Annotated in this window: 13 protein-coding genes; 9 read left to right on the forward strand and 4 right to left on the reverse strand. The window is 74.9% G+C overall.

The window, feature by feature from the left end; translation table 11 throughout:
- Positions 1 to 70: 70 nt before the first annotated feature.
- The 3 genes from AZE13_RS03035 to AZE13_RS03045 all read right to left on the reverse strand — a co-directional run bounded on the left by AZE13_RS03035 (position 71) and on the right by AZE13_RS03045 (position 1,495).
- Complete coding sequence (locus AZE13_RS03035) at positions 71 to 298, reverse strand: DUF3107 domain-containing protein (RefSeq protein ID WP_066926474.1); 228 nt, start codon at positions 296 to 298, stop codon at positions 71 to 73.
- Positions 299 to 486: 188 nt separating this feature from the next.
- Positions 487 to 1,128: a TetR/AcrR family transcriptional regulator gene (locus tag AZE13_RS03040; RefSeq protein WP_066926475.1), complete on the reverse strand. Its 642-nt coding sequence runs from the start codon at positions 1,126 to 1,128 to the stop codon at positions 487 to 489.
- Positions 1,129 to 1,276: 148 nt separating this feature from the next.
- A complete protein-coding gene (locus AZE13_RS03045) occupies positions 1,277 to 1,495 on the reverse strand; it encodes a hypothetical protein (RefSeq protein WP_066926477.1) in 219 nt (72 codons plus the stop codon).
- 185 nt (positions 1,496 to 1,680) lie between these two features.
- On the opposite strand from AZE13_RS03045, the gene AZE13_RS03050 reads away from it, so the two are divergent.
- The 7 genes from AZE13_RS03050 (at position 1,681) to moeZ (ending at position 10,459) form a co-directional block, all read left to right on the forward strand.
- On the forward strand, positions 1,681 to 2,691 hold the full coding sequence (locus AZE13_RS03050) for an alpha/beta fold hydrolase (protein ID WP_066926479.1): 1,011 nt from the start codon (positions 1,681 to 1,683) through the stop codon (positions 2,689 to 2,691).
- Positions 2,692 to 2,699: 8 nt separating this feature from the next.
- The gene (locus AZE13_RS03055; protein WP_066926481.1) at positions 2,700 to 4,103 is read left to right on the forward strand and encodes a DUF3152 domain-containing protein; all 1,404 of its coding nucleotides are present in this window, start codon (positions 2,700 to 2,702) and stop codon (positions 4,101 to 4,103) included.
- A gap of 212 nt (positions 4,104 to 4,315) precedes the next feature.
- Positions 4,316 to 6,154: a DUF3492 domain-containing protein gene (locus tag AZE13_RS03060; RefSeq protein WP_066926483.1), complete on the forward strand. Its 1,839-nt coding sequence runs from the start codon at positions 4,316 to 4,318 to the stop codon at positions 6,152 to 6,154.
- A 128-nt stretch (positions 6,155 to 6,282) separates the two neighbouring features.
- Complete coding sequence (locus AZE13_RS03065) at positions 6,283 to 6,573, forward strand: hypothetical protein (RefSeq protein ID WP_147264597.1); 291 nt, start codon at positions 6,283 to 6,285, stop codon at positions 6,571 to 6,573.
- Positions 6,570 to 7,940 carry a hypothetical protein gene (locus tag AZE13_RS03070; protein WP_066926487.1) on the forward strand — a complete coding sequence of 457 codons (1,371 nt, stop codon included), beginning with the start codon at positions 6,570 to 6,572 and terminating at the stop codon, positions 7,938 to 7,940. The genes AZE13_RS03065 and AZE13_RS03070 overlap by 4 nt, the downstream gene beginning before the upstream one ends.
- A gap of 161 nt (positions 7,941 to 8,101) precedes the next feature.
- Positions 8,102 to 9,058 carry an NAD-dependent epimerase/dehydratase family protein gene (locus AZE13_RS03075; protein WP_066926489.1) on the forward strand — a complete coding sequence of 319 codons (957 nt, stop codon included), beginning with the start codon at positions 8,102 to 8,104 and terminating at the stop codon, positions 9,056 to 9,058.
- Positions 9,059 to 9,280: 222 nt separating this feature from the next.
- Positions 9,281 to 10,459: an adenylyltransferase/sulfurtransferase MoeZ gene (moeZ, locus tag AZE13_RS03080; protein ID WP_066926491.1), complete on the forward strand. Its 1,179-nt coding sequence runs from the start codon at positions 9,281 to 9,283 to the stop codon at positions 10,457 to 10,459.
- 79 nt (positions 10,460 to 10,538) lie between these two features.
- Here the strand turns inward: moeZ and AZE13_RS03085 are convergent, their stop codons facing one another.
- On the reverse strand, positions 10,539 to 13,517 hold the full coding sequence (locus AZE13_RS03085) for a lysylphosphatidylglycerol synthase transmembrane domain-containing protein (RefSeq protein ID WP_066926493.1): 2,979 nt from the start codon (positions 13,515 to 13,517) through the stop codon (positions 10,539 to 10,541).
- A 224-nt stretch (positions 13,518 to 13,741) separates the two neighbouring features.
- Between AZE13_RS03085 and AZE13_RS03090 the strand changes: the two genes are divergently transcribed.
- Together AZE13_RS03090 and AZE13_RS03095 are read left to right on the forward strand one after the other, a co-directional pair.
- Complete coding sequence (locus AZE13_RS03090) at positions 13,742 to 14,119, forward strand: MGMT family protein (protein WP_309302163.1); 378 nt, start codon at positions 13,742 to 13,744, stop codon at positions 14,117 to 14,119.
- 197 nt (positions 14,120 to 14,316) lie between these two features.
- Positions 14,317 to 17,712: an ATP-dependent helicase gene (locus AZE13_RS03095; RefSeq protein WP_398780102.1), complete on the forward strand. Its 3,396-nt coding sequence runs from the start codon at positions 14,317 to 14,319 to the stop codon at positions 17,710 to 17,712.
- The last annotated feature ends 126 nt before the right edge of the window (positions 17,713 to 17,838 follow it).

The raw sequence follows: 17,838 nt of genomic DNA on the forward strand, positions 1-17,838 counted from the left end.
CGGCGGCCCGGGAGAAAATTCCCGGGCCGCCGCCTTGGGCTGCGAGCGCCTCAGCCGGCGCCTCCGCCACTCAGAGCGCGCCGAAACCGACCTTGCGGCCGGTCGGCTCGCCGAGCTCCACATAGGCCAGCCGGTCCGCGGGGACCAGGACCTTGCGGCCGTGTTCGTCCTCGAGCTTCAGCAGCTCCGACTTGCCGGCCAGCGCCTCGGCCACCGCGCGCTCGACCTCCTCGGCAGGCTGCGAGCTCTCGAGAACGATCTCGCGGGGCGCGTACTGCACGCCGATCTTGACCTCCACGGCTTATGTCCCTCCGACGGTCCGGCCCCCAGCGTGGGCTGGGGGAGGGTGCGCGGCCATCCGCGCCGTATGCAGCACAGATTAGCCCGGTACGGGGACGCGCAGGACGCCGCGCCCCACGCCCGCAGCGAACACGGCCGGGCGGACCGGCGCCCGCGCGCCGGCCGGGGGTGTGCCGTCGGGCGGGGTCAGTGGACGTCGCTGCCGTGCAGCGGGAAGCCGGCGATGCCCTTCCAGGCGAGCGAGGTCAGCAACGCCACCGCGGTCTCCCGGGGGACCTTGCTCCCGGACGACAGCCAGTAGCGCGCCACCACCTGGGAGACCCCGCCCAGGCCCACCGCGAGCAGCATCGACTCGTCCTGCGACAGGCCGGTGTCCTCGGCGATCACCTCGGCCATCGCCTCGGCGCACTCCAGCGACACCTTGTCCACCCGCTCGCGGACGGCCGGCTCATTGGTCAGATCCGACTCGAAGACCAGCCGGAACGCGCCGCCCGGGTCCTCGACGTAGGCGAAGTAGGCGTCCATCGTGGCCGCGACCCGCTGCTTGTTGTCGGTCGTCGACGCCAGCGCCGTGCGGACCGCCTGCAGCAGCGCCTCGCAGTGCTGGTCCAGCAGCGCGAGGTAGAGGTCCAGCTTGCCCGGGAAGTGCTGGTAGAGCACCGGCTTGCTGACGCCCGCGCGCTCGGCGATGTCGTCCATCGCGGCCGCGTGGTAACCCTGCGCGACGAACACTTCCTGGGCCGCGCCCAGGAGCTGGTTGCGCCGGGCGCGGCGTGGCAGGCGTGTGCCCCGCGGGCGCGCCGCCTCGGTCTGCTCGATGGCGCTCACGCTGCCTCCCAGAAGTCGTTCCGTCCGCGGTCCGTACAAGGTGGTGCACCGCGCCCGCCATCGTACTTTTGGGTAACGGGGCTGTGCGCGGCATGGGGCGAGAATTTCTCCCCGGTGCCGTGCGCGCAACCCGACATAACGCCCCAGGTCATCGGTATTCGTCTTCGTTGATCTCGACGACCCGCGCCTGCTCGGCCCGGTCGGCCTCGTTGGCCGAGTCCGGATCCGCGCCGGGGAGCGCGTCGTCGCCGTGCGGCGCGAGCTCGGTGTACTGCTCCGCGGCGTCCGCCTCCGGCGCCTCCACGTCGATCTCGGCGGTGTCGCTCTCGTCCTCGAACGTCTCCGGGTCTGTCGGATCGACCGGCATGGTGGCTGCCTCTCTGATCTGAAGGCTTTCGCGCGGGCTCGCGGCGTCTGCTGGTGCCTGGCATGGAAACAGGTACGGGCGGCCGCCCTTGTTCAAGAGCCTAGGAGAGCCGCGGCGCGGGCGCGATGCGGTGTGTGACGGCGCACACATGATCGAGGGCGTGATCATCTCGTAACATCGACCCCATGTCTTCGACCGAGTCGCCGGACGCCGCGACCGCCGCCCTCCCGGTGCCGTCGGCCGGCTCCGGGCGGCGCGATGCGACGGTGCGCACCGTGACCCTCCCGGGCCTGACGCTGACCGTACGGACGCCGGACGGCGCCGGGCCGGACGGCGCCGGAGCGCGAGGTGCCGGGCGGGTCCGCGAGCCCGCGCTCTACGTCCACGGACTCGGCGGCTCCTCGCAGAACTGGTCCGACCTGATGCCGCTGCTCGCCGACCGCCTGGACGGCGAGGCGATCGACCTGCCCGGCTTCGGGCAGTCCCCGCCGCCGGCCGACGGCAACTACTCCGTCTCCGCGCAGGCCCGTACGGTCATCCGTCATCTCGACGCGGCCGGCCGCGGCCCGGTCCACCTCATAGGCAACTCGATGGGCGGTGCGGCCGCGACCCGGGTCGCCGCCGCGCGCCCGGACCTGGTCCGCACCCTCACCCTGGTCTCGCCGGCGCTGCCCGAGCTGCGGCCGCAGCTGACGGCGGTGCCCACGGCGCTGCTCGCCGTCCCCGGCGTCGCCACACTCTTCAGCCGGCTCACCCGGGACTGGACACCCGAGCGCCGCACCCGCGAGGTACTGGCCCTCTGTTACGGCGATCCCGGCCGGGTCAGCCCGGAAGGGTTCGGCGCGGCGGTCGACGAGTTCACCCGGCGGCTCCAACTCCCGTACTTCTGGGAGGTGATGGAGCGTTCGGCGCGCGGTCTGGTGAACGCGTACACGCTCGGCGGACAGCACAATCTGTGGCGCCAGGCAGAACGTGTTCTCGCCCCCACCCTTCTCGTCTACGGTGGACGCGACCGTCTGGTGTCCTTCCGGATGGCACGGCGGGCGGCCGCGGCGTTCCGCGGCGCGCGGCTGCTGACGCTGCCGGAGGCGGGACACGTGGCGATGATGGAGTACCCGGAGGCGGTGGCGCGGGCCGTCCGCGACCTGCTCGACTCCGACCTGACCGAGACGACCGCCGAGGCGGGCAGGAGCTGACACGCCCCATGGGACGCCATAGCCGCCGAGGCCGGCCGGAGACCGCAGCGGACGCCGCGGAGGCGGCCATACCGACCACCGGGACACCGGCCCCCGGGCCCGGGCCGGGGCGCCGCAGGCGCGCGCCCGCGGACGGCGACACGGTGCGCGGCGACCACCCCGAGCAGCGCGAACCGGGCGGAGGCTGGGGCACGTTCCCGGGCGCGGCGGCGTCGCCGGTGCCGCCGGAGCGGACCGCGCCGCGGATTCCCCGGCCCCGTACGGAGATGCCCGGCGCGCGGCCTCCGGCGGACTTCTCGCCCGGTTCGCCGCCCGGTGGGGATGCCCCCGGCGGCAGCTGGGGGAGCGCCCCCAGGGGCGACGCCCGTGGGGCCGTACCGGACGGCGTCGTACCGGGCGCCGGGCCGGGTCCCCGGCGCGAGTACGTGGCGGCCTTCGATCGCGACCTCCCCGGCGCGGACCACGCGCCCGGAGCGGCCGACGGGCCGGCGGGGCGGGAGGCCGCCCAGGGGCCCGATGCCGTCCGCGGGCCGGCGGTGTCCGGCGCGGGTGACGGTGCGGACGACAGCGCCGGCGGTGCGGACGAGGCGCGGCACGGTGCCCGGCGGGGCGGCAAGGGCCGGACCTTCACCGGAGCCGCCGCCGCGGCGGTGACCACCGTGCTCGCCGTGGTCATCGCGGGGCAGGTCGCCGAGCATCGCGAGGCGGGCGGCGGCCCGGGGCCGCACAGTGGCAGCGACCGCGCCGACGACACCGGCGGCGATACCTCCCGGTCGCACGGCAGGCCCACCCCGGCCGCCAGGCCCGCCACTTACGAGGAGAAGATGGCGCGGGCCTTCCCGCTGCCGGCGGATCTGACGGCCGGCGGCCGGTTCCGGCCGGCCGGCGGCGACGCCAAGGCGCCCGGGTCCGGCACGGTGAAGCGCTACCGCGTCGACGTCGAGGAGGGGCTGCCGCTGGACGGCGAGCTGTTCGCCGAGGCGGTCCACCGGACCATCAACGACGAACGGAGCTGGGCGCACGGCGGGCGGCGGACCTTCCAGCGGGTGGCGTCCGGCGACGCCGACTTCGTGATCACGCTGGCGAGTCCGGGCACCACCGCGAAGTGGTGCGCCAAGTCCGGGCTCGACACCACCGAGGACAATGTCTCCTGTGACTCGGCGCTGACCGACCGCGTCGTGATCAACGCGTACCGGTGGGCGCAGGGCGCCGCGACCTACGGGCCCGACAAGATGTTCGCGTACCGCCAGATGCTGATCAACCACGAGATCGGCCACCGGCTCGGCCACGGCCACGAGTCCTGCTCCCGGCAGGGCGCACCGGCCCCGGTGATGATGCAGCAGACGAAGTTCCTGACGACGGACGGCGCGACCTGCCGCCCCAACGCCTGGCCGTTCCCGGCCGGTTCCTGACGGGCCGCTTCCGTACGGGCGCCGGTCCCTGGCGGGTCCGGGGCCACTGAACGCCGACCTATAGCGCGTCAAAACGTGCTGAGGGGTGGAAAGTTACGTGCTTTCACCCCTTCCGGTGGCGCGATGGACAACCGTCCATCGCGCCACCGGCCCTTCTGCGTAGCTTCTTCCTGCCGACAGGGACGCCGACACGGGAGGACGGGGGTGCGGCTGTGCGCGTGGGACTGCTCACCGAGGGTGGCTACCCGTATGCGACCGGTGAATCGCATACGTGGTGCGACCGGCTCGTACACGGGCTCACCGGCCATGACTTCGAGGTCTACGCCCTGACCACCCGGGACCGCCGGGGTGCGGGCGCCCGGCGCGGCCTCCCGGAGCACGTACGGACGGTGCGCAGCGCGCCGCTGTGGGGCGAGTTCCCCGCCGAGCACCACCGGAGTGCCGAGGAGCGCCGGGGCCGCACCCCCGGACGGCGCGCGCGGCGGCGCTTCACCGAGCACTTCGGCGCCCTGGTCACGGCCTTCGCCGTGGCCCCGCCCGGGGGCGGGCCGACGGCCCCGGACACACCCTCCGGCGCTTCCCCGGCGGGTAAGGCGGACCGTTTCGCCAGCGGTCTCTACGGGCTCGCCGCATGCGCCCGGGAGGACGGCGGCCTGCCCGCCCTGCTCCGCTCCGAGGACGCCGTCCGCACGCTGGAGACCGCCTGTCACGGCCCCCGGGCGCTGCCCGCCTCCCACGGCGCGCGGGTCGGCGACCTGCTGACGGTCGCGGAAGAGCTCGAACGTGCGCTGCGCCCGCTGTCACTGGACTGGTACGGCGACCGGGACACCGCCGGCCTCGACGGGGTGGACCTCTGCCACGCCACGTCCGGTGGTGCGGCGGCCCTGCCCGGACTGCTGGCCAAACGCTTCTTCGGTACTCCCCTGCTGGTCACCGAGTACGGCGTACGGCTGCGCGAGCACTACCTCGCGCGCGCGGCGGCGCCCTTGCGTGCACCGGTGCGCGCGCTGCTCGCCGCCTTCCAGGGCGCGCTGGCCGCCGAGACGTACGCCCAGGCCGCCCTGATCACCCCCGGCAACACCCACGCCCGCCGCTGGCAGGAGCGCTGCGGCGCGGACCGCGCCCGGCTGCGCACGGTCTACCCCGGGATGGACGCCGGCCGCTTTGCCGCCGTCGCGGACGCCCCGCCCGACGACTCCACGACGCTGGTGTGGGTCGGCGCCATCGAGCCCGCGAAGGACCTGGTCGCGCTGCTGCACGCGTTCGCCGAGGTCCGCAAGGCCGAGCCGGAGGCCACCCTGCGGATCATCGGCGGGGTGGGCCGCGACCCCCGGGCACCCGGATACCTCGCGCACTGCCGGGCGCTGGCGGCCCAGCTCTTCCCGGACGAGGCCGCCGACGACCGCACCGTCGGCGAGAACCCGGTCAGCTTCGAGGAGATCGGCAGCCCCGACGTGCCGACACTGGAGGACGCCTACGCCTCGGCCGCCGTGGTGGTGCTCTCCAGCATCGTCGAGGGGTTTCCGCGCTCCCTGGTGGAGGCGATGTTCTGCGGCCGGGCCACGGTGTCGACCGACGCCGGGGCGGTCTGCGAAGTCATCGGCGGTACCGGCCTGGTCGTCCCGTCGCGCAACCCGCGGGCACTCGCCGAGGCCTGCCGCGCCCTGCTGGCCGACCCGGACCGCCGGGCCCGGCTGGGCGCAGCCGCCCGGGCGCGGGCGCTCGAACTCTTCACCGCCGAGCAGAACATCGCGGCATTTCGTGGCATCTACCTGGAGCTGATCTCGCATGCTCCGCTCCGGCCGGCCGACGGCCGCGCGCGGGACGCGCAGGGCGTACCGCAGCCGTTCGCCAGGCCGCCCGAGGCGCATGTCCCGGGCCGCTGGACGGTGGCCGGCGCCGCTGCCGCTGCCGGTGCGCGGCAGCCGGCCGGCCGGACGCCGAGCTGGGCGGTGCCGGAGGGGGTGCGGGCGGCCGGGGTGCCGCCGGCCGACGGCGCCGGGGGAGCCGGAGGAGCCGGGGGAGCGGTCGGCGTCGAAGGGATGCGGTGACCGGTGGAACGGAGTGGCCGGAGCGGCTGGAGCGGCCGAACGGGACCGGGGCCGGGGGCTCTTCCCCGGCGCAGGCCGGGGGCACCCCTGTCCAGGGGGAGCCGGGGAGCGTGGTCAGGGCGAGGGAGATGGCAGTGGTGACGGGCGTGCTGGACGTGATGTGTGCGATGGGTGTGGTGGGCGTGGCCCTGGTGACGGGCATGACGGACGTGGCGCATGCCGGCAACCGCGACGGCCTCCGCCGATGGCGGGCCCATGTGGCGAAGGCCCTTGGGGCGAGCCGGTCCGGCGGCCCGGTGTACGCGGGACGGCGTACCCTCCCGGCCGGCGCCGCCCGCCCGCGCCGGGCAACCGCCGTGCGCCTCCGCTCCGGCCAGGGCGTCGCCACGAGTGTCCCGGACATCGGGGAGGACGGATGACCGCCGCCGACGAGGGCGCCGCCCGTGCCGCCGTGGACCCCGAACGGGCCCCGGACCGGCCGGTGGACCGGGCCGCGGGGCGGGGCGCGGTGCCTCGCAAGGACGCCGCCGCCCGCCCCGCGCGCCGCGGTCCCGCCGACCCCGTACGGGTGCTGATGCACCGTCACCGGAAGCTCTGCGCGCACGCCGTCGATCCGCTGGAGATCGCCGCCGGCCTGGAGGCGCACGGCGTCACCGACCGGACGGCCGCGCGCTTCCGGCACCGCGACGTCTTCTCCCTGGCCGAGGAGCTCTATGCCCGGGTGCCACGGGCGGAGTCCGACGGCACCGGATCGGACACCGGGACCGACCGCGGGACCGGGACCGGGTCCGGGCCCGGTGCCGGTGCCGGATCCTGGTCCGGGGCCTGGGCCGACGCCGCGGACGGGCCGGGAGCAGGGGCGGCGGGGCGCCCGGACCGTGCCCCCGCCCCCCGCTGGGGCGCCGCGCCGCAGCTGCTCCCCGGCGCCGTCTGCGTCACCACCGTCACCGCCCTCGCCTCGGCGGCGGGTCACGGGGCAACTCCCCTGCTCCGCCTGGCCGTCGGCGTCGTCGGCGCGGTCCTGCTCGGCCTCGCCGTCCGGCTCGCCCTCCGGACCGGACCGCTGCGGGCACACCACCCCGGATCACGGACCACCGGCCTGTGGACCTGCTGGACGGTCGGCTACGCGGTGTACGGCGACTGGCTGCTCGGCCGGCTGCCGGCCGGCGGCCCCGACCTCCCGTACGCCCCGCCCCAGGCCGTCGTCGCCCCCGTGGTGGCGCTGTCCCTCGCCATCCTCCCCGCGGCCGGCTGCGCCCGCTGGTTCGCGGACCGCGGGCAGCGCCGCCTGGCCGCCAGCCGCGGTCTGGCCGAGTTCGCCGCCCGGGTGCGGCCGCTGCTGCTCACCGCCGCCCTGCTCTTCCTGGGCGCGCTGACCGCGCTGCTCCTGGCGGCGGGGGCGGTCCTCGGGACGGGCGACGGCGGCGCGCTGACGCTCGTGGCCGCCGCCGCGCTCGGACTGCTGCTGTTCCTCGCCCGGCTGCTCACCGTCCACGGCTTCCCCGAGGCGGCCTCGGCGGGCCTGGCCTCGGCCGCCGCCCTGGAGGGGCTCGCCCTGGGGCTGGTGCTGACCGCCCGGCTCCCGGGTCTGGCTCCGCTCGGCGTCCCGGTCGAGGCGCTGACCACCACCGCCGGACCGGCCGCGGTACCCGCCGTGGCCTGCACGGCCGCCGCCCTCGGCCTGCTCGGGTACGGCCTGCGGGCGCTCACCGGCGCCTGCGCGCACGCGCCCGCCCCGGCCGGCCCGGGGAACCCGGCCGGCGCGGGAAAGGCGCACCGGCCGTGACCCCCCGGACGACCGCGCATCCCACCCCCCCACGTGGCCGCCGCCCCCGAGGCGAACGCCGCACCGGCACCCGAAGCCGACCACTTCCCACACACCGTTTGAGGAGCACGAGACATGAACGTCCAGCCGATCACAGGCCACGCGGACCGGGGGGTCGCACGATGAGGGTGCTGCTCATCGGCGCCAACGGCTACCTCGGCCGCTTTGTCGCCGACCGCCTGCTCGCCGACCCCGCCGTCCAGCTCACCGCCCTCGGGCGGGGCGACGACGCCGACGTCCGCTTCGACCTGGCCACCGGCAGCCCTGGTGCGCTCACCCGCTTCCTCGACGCGGTGCACCCCGGAGTGGTCGTCAACTGCGCGGGCGCCACCCGGGGCGGCGCCCGCGAGCTGACCCGGCACAACACCGTCGCGGTCGCCACCATCTGCGAATCGCTGCGGCGCAGCGGCTGCGGCGCCCGGCTCGTCCACCTGGGCTGCGCCTCCGAGTACGGGCCCTCCCAGCCCGGTTCCTCGACCGCCGAGGACGCCGTGCCGCGCCCCGGAGGGCCGTACGGCGTCAGCAAACTGGCCGCCACCGAACTCGTCCTGGGCTCCGGTCTGGACGCCGTCGTCCTGCGGGTCTTCTCACCGGTCGGACCCGGCACCCCCGCGGGCTCGCCGCTCGGCCGGCTCGCCGAGGCGATGCGCCGCGCCATGCAGTCCGGCGACAGCGAGCTCAAGCTCGGCGGGCTCGGCGTACAGCGGGACTTCGTCGACGTACGGGACATCGCCCGGGCCGTGCACGCCGCCTCGCTGTCCGCCGCGCAGGGCGTGGTCAACATCGGGACGGGCCGGGCGGTACGGCTGCGCGAGGCCGCGTCCGTGCTCGCCCGGGTCGCCGGCTTCGGCGGCGCGCTGCACGAGCTGGACTCCCCGCCGGCCCGGCTGGTCATCCCCGGCCCGGCCGACGGCCATCCGGTCGGCTCGCCGCCCGCGACCTACCCGTACCCGGACGGCTGCGGCACCTGGCAGCAGGCCGACGTCCGCACCGCCCGCGACCGGCTCGGCTGGCGCCCCCGGATCGGCCTGGAGGAGTCCCTCGCCGACATCTGGATGGAGGCCGCGTGCCGTATCTGAACGCTCCGGCCGGCGCCACCCGGACCCGCGGGCCGTCGCCCGGCCCGCCCCGCTCCGTGCGGAGGAGGTGCTGGGGAGGAGGCGCCGGGGAGGCGCTGCCCGGTTGCTGGGACGCTCCCGTCTCGCACATCGGACCAGGTGTCTCGGAATGAAGGAGGGCGTGGCAGTGTTACGGGAACACAAGACGTCCTGAGATACGACCAACCCTTGTTGAGGTCATCCGTGTCGCTGCCACCCCTGGTCGAGCCCGCTGAGGAGCTCACCGTCGACGAGGTCCGCAGGTACTCCCGCCACCTGATCATCCCCGATGTCGGGATGGCGGGGCAGAAGCGGCTGAAGAACGCCAAGGTGCTGTGTGTCGGCGCCGGCGGCCTGGGCTCGCCCGCGCTGATGTATCTCGCCGCGGCCGGCGTGGGCACGCTCGGCATCGTGGAGTTCGACGAGGTCGACGAGTCGAACCTGCAGCGCCAGATCATCCACAGCCAGGCGGACATCGGCCGCTCCAAGGCCGCGTCCGCCAAGGACACGGTCCTGGGCATCAACCCGTACGTCACGGTCAACCTGCACGAAGAGCGCCTCGACTCCACGAACGTCATGGAGCTGTTCGCCCAGTACGACCTGATCGTGGACGGTACGGACAACTTCGCCACCCGCTATCTGGTCAACGACGCCTGTGTGCTGCTGAACAAGCCGTACGTCTGGGGCTCGATCTACCGCTTCGACGGCCAGGCCTCGGTCTTCTGGTCCGAGCACGGCCCCTGCTACCGCTGCCTGTACCCGGAGCCCCCGCCGCCGGGGATGGTGCCGTCCTGCGCCGAGGGCGGTGTCCTGGGCGTGCTGTGCGCCTCGATCGGTTCCATCCAGGTCAACGAGGCGATCAAGCTGCTCGCCGGCATCGGTGAGCCGCTGGTCGGCCGCCTGATGATCTACGACGCACTGGAGATGACGTACCGTCAGGTCAAGGTCCGCAAGGACCCGGACTGCGCGGTCTGCGGCGAGCACCCGACCGTCACCGAGCTCATCGACTACGAGGCCTTCTGCGGTGTCGTGTCCGAGGAGGCCCAGGAGGCGGCGGCCGGTTCGACGATCACCCCGCGGCAGCTCAAGGAGTGGATCGACGCCGACGAGAAGATCGACATCATCGACGTCCGCGAGCCCAACGAGTTCGAGATCGTCTCCATCCCCGGCGCCCGGCTGGTCCCGAAGAACGAGTTCCTGATGGGCAGCGCCCTCCAGGACCTCCCCCAGGACCGGAAGATCGTCCTGCACTGCAAGACGGGCGTCCGCTCCGCCGAGGTCCTCGCCGTACTGAAGTCCGCGGGCTTCTCCGACGCGGTGCACGTCGGCGGCGGCGTCATCGGCTGGGTCAACACGGTCGAGCCGGAGAAGCCGGTCTACTAGACACCCGCCTTACGGGACACACCCGCTGCATATGAGGCGCCGGTCCCGCGCGGACCGGCGCCTCATTGCTGCCCGCCGCTCAGATCTCGCCCCGGCGCGTCAGATAGGTGAAGGCCAGCCAGCCCGGCAGCACCGGCAGCCAGAACACCATCAGCCGGAACAGCAGCACCGCCGGGAACGCCGTGTCACCGGCGAGCCCGGCGATCGTCAGCGCGGTGAGCAGCGCACTCTCGACGGCGCCCAGACCACCCGGTGTCGGGGCGGCCGAGCCCAGCGCGTTCCCGGCGAGGAAGGCGACCGCGATGCTCGCGTAGCTGAGCTTGTCGCCGCCGCCGAACGCCCGGATCGAGGCGTCCAGGCACATCACGTTCGCCGCCGTCAGCAGCAGCATCCCGCCGATACCGGCGACCAGCTTCCGCGGCCGCTGGAGGATGTCCAGCATCCGCGGGACCACGCCCGCGAACAGCGACCGCACCCGCGTCAGGACGAACTTCCGCAGCGCCGGCACCGCCGTGACGATCAGCACCAGTACGGCCACGGTCAGCAGCCCGGCGATCACCGTACGGGACGGCGAGATGTCCTGCGTCTGCTCGGTGCCGGTCAGATAGCCGAAGGCCAGGAGCAGCGTGATGTGGCTGCCCAGCCCGAACAGCTGGGACGCGCCGACGCTGGCCACCGCCAGCCCCGGCCGGACCCCGGCGCGCTGGAGGAAGCGGGTGTTCAGCGCCACCCCGCCGATCGCGGCGGGGGCCACCAGCTTCACGAAGTTGCCCGCGACCTGCGCGACGACCGTCTTGCCGAACGGCACCTTTTCCGTGACGAACCCCAGCAGGCTCATCGCCGCCGCCGGGTACGTCAGCGCCGAGAAGAACAGCGCGACCAGGACCCACCACCACTGGGCCTCGCTGATCACATCGCCGAGGTTGAAGTTGGCCAGCTGCGACAGCAGCAGATACACCGCGACGGCGCCGGCGATCCAGCTGAGCAGGATCCGCGGACTGAGCCGTTCCAGCTTCGCCGGTTCGATCACCGCGGTCGGCTGGATCAGCAGCACCTGCCGGCGGATCTGGGCCAGCAGATCCTCCTCCCGGGCCGCCTCCGTCGCCTCGTCCAGCGCCCGCTTCTCGGCGTGCTTCTCCGCGTGCCGCTCGGCCCGCAGCGTCTTGCGGTCCTTGCGGCCCGCCGCCTCCCGGGCCTCCCGCGCCTCCTTGGCGGCCTGCGACGCCGCCAGCACCGCCTCACGCTCCCGCTTGGCGCGCTCCCGGGCCAGCTGCCGCAGGGTGGCCCGGGTGGTGCGGCTGAGCGCGATCGGCTGGAGCATCGGCAGGCTGTCCGCGATCGCATCCGGGCCGAGCACCTCGACGGCCGCGGCCACCGCGCGCTCGGCGCCGACCCGCAGCCCCAGGGTGGCGAGCAGCTGGGCGATATCCATCCGGAGCACCAGATCACCGGCCGCGATCTCACCGCCGCGCAGATCGGTCAGCACGACATTGCCGGAACGATCCACCAGCAGGGCGTCCCCGACCAGCCGCCGGTGCGCGATCCGGCGCGACTGCAGCGCCTCGACCTGCCGCCATGCGCTGTGCATCAGCGCGTCGGTGATCTCCTCGTCGGCGAGCGAGTCCAGGGTCCGGCCCCCGATGTGCTCGTAGACCAGCATCACCGCGTCCGGGCCGAGCTCCGAGGTGGCGATCAGCTTGGGCGCGTTCGCGCCCGCCGCGATCGCCGCGTACGCCAGCAGCGCCTCCTGCTCCAGGGCCTGGCGCAGCGACTGCAGACTGCGGCGCTGGTTGATACCGCCGCGCAGCGACAGCCGCCGCCACACCCGGTAGAAGAACCCCTGGGCCTGCTGTTCACGGTCGACGACGGTGACGTCGATGGGCGGGCCGTCCTCCAGGGTGACGAGGTAGCGGCGGCCGCGGTCGGTGTTCTCGTGCTGCTCCGGGCCGCCGGCGTCCTCCGCGCGCAGCGCGCTGACCGGGCGGAAGCCGACCCGGCGCAGACCCGCGAGGAGGTTCTGGCCGGTGGGGCGGACGTTGGGGGAGCCCACGGCGTAGACGGTGCCGTAGGCGACGGTCCAGCCGATCAGTACCGTCGTGATGATCGCGAACGGGGTGGTGTACTTCCCCACCAGCACCGCGAACGCCTCCAGCAGCAGCACGCCCCACATCGCGACCCGCCAGCGCGGCCGCCGGGACATTCCCACCGCCGTCATATAGGCGATCACCGGCGCCAGATAGCTGTGCACCGGAGCGGAGAGCGAACCGTTCGCCAGTGGCTGGGTCAGCGCGACCCGGATGGAGGCGGGCGCGGCCTCGGCCACCCACAGGTCGGTGGCGAGCGACACCCCGTGCGCGAGGACGGCGGCGAGCACCCCGTCCGCGATCCGCAGCCCGTCCCGCTTGATCAGCCGCTCCACGGCGAACGCCACCGGCACCAGCAGCACCGCGACGCTGGACGTCAGCCCGGCGAGGCTGATCAGCAGCGCGGGCGCCGCCTTGGCGCCGGTGCCGATGTCCCGTGCCAGGCCCGCGGTGGTGCCGTGGGCGAATGTGGCCAGGCCGAGGACGAGGGCGATCCCGGCGATGCCGAGCAGCAGCCGGAGCAGATCGGCGGGCCGGTGCACCCGGGCGGGCAGCAGCGGCTCGTCACCGGAGACCCGGTCGACGTGGAATTCGCCGTATTCGCCGGCGCTCACGTCCAGGCGGTGCGAGCCGCTGCGGGGCCTGCCCCGGCCCGTGCCGGACACCGGCTCCTCGTCCTTCCGGCGCTCGACGGGACCGGCGTGCTCCTGCTCCTCGCGCTCCTCCGGAACCTGCTTCCGCTCGGGCTCCGCCTCCTCGCGCTGGTCGCGCTGGGATGGTTCGGGCTCCCGGGGCCCCTCCGGCCTCTCGGACGCCCCTGGTCGTTCGGCCTTCTTGATCGTGCTCGCCTTCTCGGTAGCGGAAGCCGTGCCCGGCCTCCGTCGGTGCTCGACGCGCAGCGCGTCAGGGGCGCCCGCCTCCCGTGGAGGCGCCGCACCCTGCTGCTCGGCCGTCTCTTCTTGATCTCGTATCACCAGTCACCGTCCGGAAGATGGTGGCACGGCCGACCGGTGGAGGGGGGCATCAGGGTGCATTTCGGGGGTACCGCAAGCGGAACCTCCCCACCCGTTGCCGTGCCGGCGCGGCGGTGCACACTCCCCGCCGTACCGGGTCGACGACGCCGTGCCGCCGGCCTCACGGACGGTGCGGGACCGTGTGTCCGCTCCCATTGTCGGTGCCGTACGGCAGGATGGGCCGAATGAGTGGGACCGGAGAGACCGCGACCGGTGAACCGCCCGAGTACCCCGAGTACGCGGAGCGGGTGCTGTCCGTCGCCGAGCTGATCCCGGCGGGCCGGGTGATGACCTACGGGGACGTCGCCGAGTGGCTGGAGGAGGGAGGACCGCGGCAGGTGGGGCGGGTGATGGCGCTCTACGGTGGCGCGGTGCCCTGGTGGCGGGTGGTGCGCGCGGACGGCCGGCTGCTCCCCGGCGCCGAGCTGCGGGCCCTGGCGCACTACCGCGAGGAGGGCACACCGCTGCGGGAGGCGGGGCAGGGGGCCGAGGGCCACGCACCGCGGCTCGATATGCGGCGGGCCCGGTGGGACGGCCGCCAGGCCGACGACGGCACCGATTAGCGTGTACGGCGGCAAGCCCGCCCCGCGGCCGCACCACCGCATCCCCAGCACGACCAGCACCCTTCTTTGGACCGGCGATCCACGTGAGCTCCTCCTTCTCGGCCGCTCCGCCCCCACTCTCGGCTCCGCTCGAGGGGGCGGTACCCCCCTCGCAGCCCCACCGGGCGGGGCGGCGGGACGCCTCCGGCACGTACCGACTGGTGCGCACCCCGCCGGAGCGGGTGGATCCTCCTGCCTTGGACGCAACCCAGCGCGCCGTGGTTGACCACCGGCACGGGCCGCTGCTGGTGCTGGCCGGCCCGGGAACCGGCAAGACCACGACGCTGGTGGAGTCGGTCGCCCGCCGGGTCCGGGCCGGTACCGACCCCGAGCGGATCCTCGTCCTCACCTTCAGCCGCAAGGCCGCCACCGCGCTCCGTGACCGCCTGGCCGTCCGCCTGGGGACCGGCTTCACCCCGCAGGCGACCACGTTCCACTCCTTCTGCTACGCCCTGGTCCGCGCCCACCAGGACGCCGACCTGTTCGCCGATCCCCTGCGGCTGCTGTCCGGCCCCGAACAGGACCTCGTCGTCCGCGAGCTCCTCGAAGGACAGGCGGAGCTGGCCGCCGCCGGCCGCGACCGGACCGGCTGGCCGGACGAACTGCGGGCCTGTCTGACCACCCGCGGCTTCGCCGACGAGGTCCGCGCGGTGCTCGCCCGCAGCCGCGAACTGGGCCTGGGCCCGGAGGCCCTCGGCGACTTCGCCCGGCGCACCGGCCGCCCCGACTGGAGCGCCGCGGCCGGCTTCCTCGCCGAATACCTCGACGTCCTGGATGCCCAAGGGGTCGTGGACTACGCCGAGCTGGTGCATCGCGCGGTGCTGCTCGCCGGCCGTCCCGACGTCGCGGCCGAGCTGGGCGCCCGTTATGACGCGGTCTACGTCGACGAGTACCAGGACACCGACGCCGCCCAGGTGCGGCTGCTGCGCGCCGTCGCCGGCAACGTGCCCCCCGCCACCGCCGGCCGGTCCCCCCGGGCCGCGGCCGCACCCGGCTCCCCGGGCCGTACCCTCATCGCCTTCGGCGACCCCGACCAGTCGATCTACGCGTTCCGGGGCGCCGACGTCAACGGCATCCTCGACTTCCCCGAGACCTTCCGGCGCGCCGACGGCACCCCCGCCCCGGTGGCCGTCCTCGGCACCTCCCGGCGCTCGGGCGCCGCCCTGCTGGCGGCCACCCGGCTGCTCACCCGCCGGATGCCGGTCACCCGCCTGCCCGCCGAGAAGGTCCGCGCGCACCGCGAGCCGGTCCCGGTACGGGACGGCGGCCGCGTCGAGGTGTACACGTACCCGACGCCCGGCGGCGAACTCGACAACATCGCCGACATCCTGCGCCGCGCCCATCTCGAGGACGGCGTGCCCTGGGGCGAGATGGCCGTCCTCGTACGCGCCGGGGGGCGCTCGATACCCGGTGTGCGCCGTGCGCTCACCTCGGCCGGGGTACCGCTCGACATCGACGGCGACGATCTGCCGCTACGCCATGAACCGGCCGTCGCCCCCCTGCTGACCGCCCTGCGGGTGGCCGCACACGGGGCACTGGCCCGCCCCGCCGCCGATGCCACCGCCGCCGTCGGTGACGCTCCTGAGGACGCCACCGCCGCCGGAGGCGTGACCGAGGACGCCCCCGCCGACGCCCCCGAAGACGCTCCGGCCCCCGACGACACCGCCCCGGCGTACCGGCTCGACACCGAAACCGCCCTCGACCTGCTCACCTCCCCCCTGGGCGGTATGGACTCCGCCGACCTCCGGCGCCTGGGCCGCGCCCTGCGCGAGGAGGAGCGCGCCGCCGGCCGGCCGCTGCCGCGCCCCTCCGACGAACTGATCGCCCAGGCCCTCGCCGAACCCCAGCGCCTGATCGCGCACGACCCCGGTTACGCCCGCGGCGCCCAGCGGCTCGGGCTGCTGCTGCGCAAGGCCCGCGAACTGCTCGCCGGCGACGGCACCGCCGAGCAGGCGCTGTGGGAGCTGTGGGACGGCACCCCCTGGCCGGGACGCCTGGAGCGGGCCGCCCGCCGCGGCGGCGCCGCCGGCCGCAACGCCGACCGCGACCTGGACGCGGTGGTCGCCCTCTTCGAGACCGCCGCCCGCGCCGAGGAGCGCACCGGCGGCCGCGGCGCCCTGAACTTCCTCGAGGAACTCGACGCCCAGGACATCGCCGCCGACACCCTCACCCGCCGCACCGTACGGCCCGACGCCGTACGGCTGATGACCGCCCACCGCGCCAAGGGCCTGGAATGGCGGCTCGTCGTCGTCGCCGGCGTCCAGGAGGGGCTCTGGCCCGACCTGCGCCGCCGCGGCTCCCTGCTGGAAGCCGACCGGATCGGCCGCGACGGCCTCGCCGAACCGCTCACCCCGGGCGCCCTGCTCGCCGAGGAACGCCGGCTGTTCTACGTGGCCGCCACCCGCGCCCGCGAGCGCCTGGTCGTGACCGCCGTGAAGGCCGCCGCCGACGACGGCGACCAGCCCTCCCGTTTCCTCACCGAGCTGGGCGTCACCCCCCAGGACGTCACCGGCCGTCCCCGCCGCCCCCTCTCGGTCGCCGCGCTCGTCGCCGAACTGCGCGCCACCACCGTCGACCCGGACGCCGGCCCCGCCCTGCGCGAGGCCGCCGCCCAGCGCCTCGCCAAGCTGGCCGCGCTGCACGACGACGACCACAAGCCCCTGGTGCCGGCCGCCCACCCCGACAACTGGTGGGGCCTCGCCGAACCCACCCACAGCAGCGTCCCGCTGCGCGACCGCGACCGGCCCGTGCTCCTCTCCGGCAGCGCCCTCGACCAGCTCGCCCACACCTGCTCCCTGCAGTGGTTCCTGGGCCGCGAGGTCAAGGCGGACGCCCCCGCCACCGCCGCCCAGGGCTTCGGCAACGTCGTCCACGTCCTCGCCGACGAGGTCGCCTCCGGCCGCACCCCCGCCGACCTGGCCGTCCTGATGGAGCGCCTGGACTCCGTATGGGACGCGCTCGCCTTCGACGCCCCCTGGAAGTCCCGCCAGGAGAAGGACCACGCCCGCGCCGCCCTGGAGCGCTTCCTGCGCTGGCACGTCATGGAGCGCGAGACCCGCGGCCGCGACACCGTCGCCACCGAGCACGACTTCGACCTCACCCTCCGGGCGGGCACCTGCCAGGTCCGTATCCGCGGCAGCATGGACCGGGTCTCCCGGGACGCGCAGGGCCGGGCCTACGTCGTCGACTTCAAGACCGGCAAGCAGAAACCGACCGGACCCGAGGTCGCCCGCCACCCCCAGCTCGCCGTCTACCAGCTCGCGGTGCGCGAGGGCGCTCTCGACGACGCCTTCGACGGCCGCACACCGGACGCCGGCGGTGCCGAACTGGTGCACCTGCGGCTCGGCGCGCCCCAGAAGGAGGGCGGCGAGACACTGCCCGCCGTACAGGCGCAGCAGCCGCTGGACGGCGACTGGGCGGGCGAACTCCTCGCCACCGCCGCGGCCCGCGTCCTGGAGGAGCGGTTCACGCCCACGACCGGCACGCACTGCACACACTGCGCGTTCCGGACTTCCTGCAGCGCGGTGCCGGAGGGCCGGCAGGTTCTTGAGTAGCCTCCCCCGTTGTCGGCCCGAGCGGTCGCCCGCAGGCCGGCGCTGCGGGTACGAGCTCTGCCGCAACGGCGATCAGCCACAATGGTGTGGGTCCGGCAGCATGGACGGCGGCAGAAGCGAGAGGTT

Origin of the sequence: Streptomyces sp. NBRC 110611, assembly GCF_001590865.1 — a bacterium.
Lineage (GTDB): Bacteria > Actinomycetota > Actinomycetes > Streptomycetales > Streptomycetaceae > Streptomyces.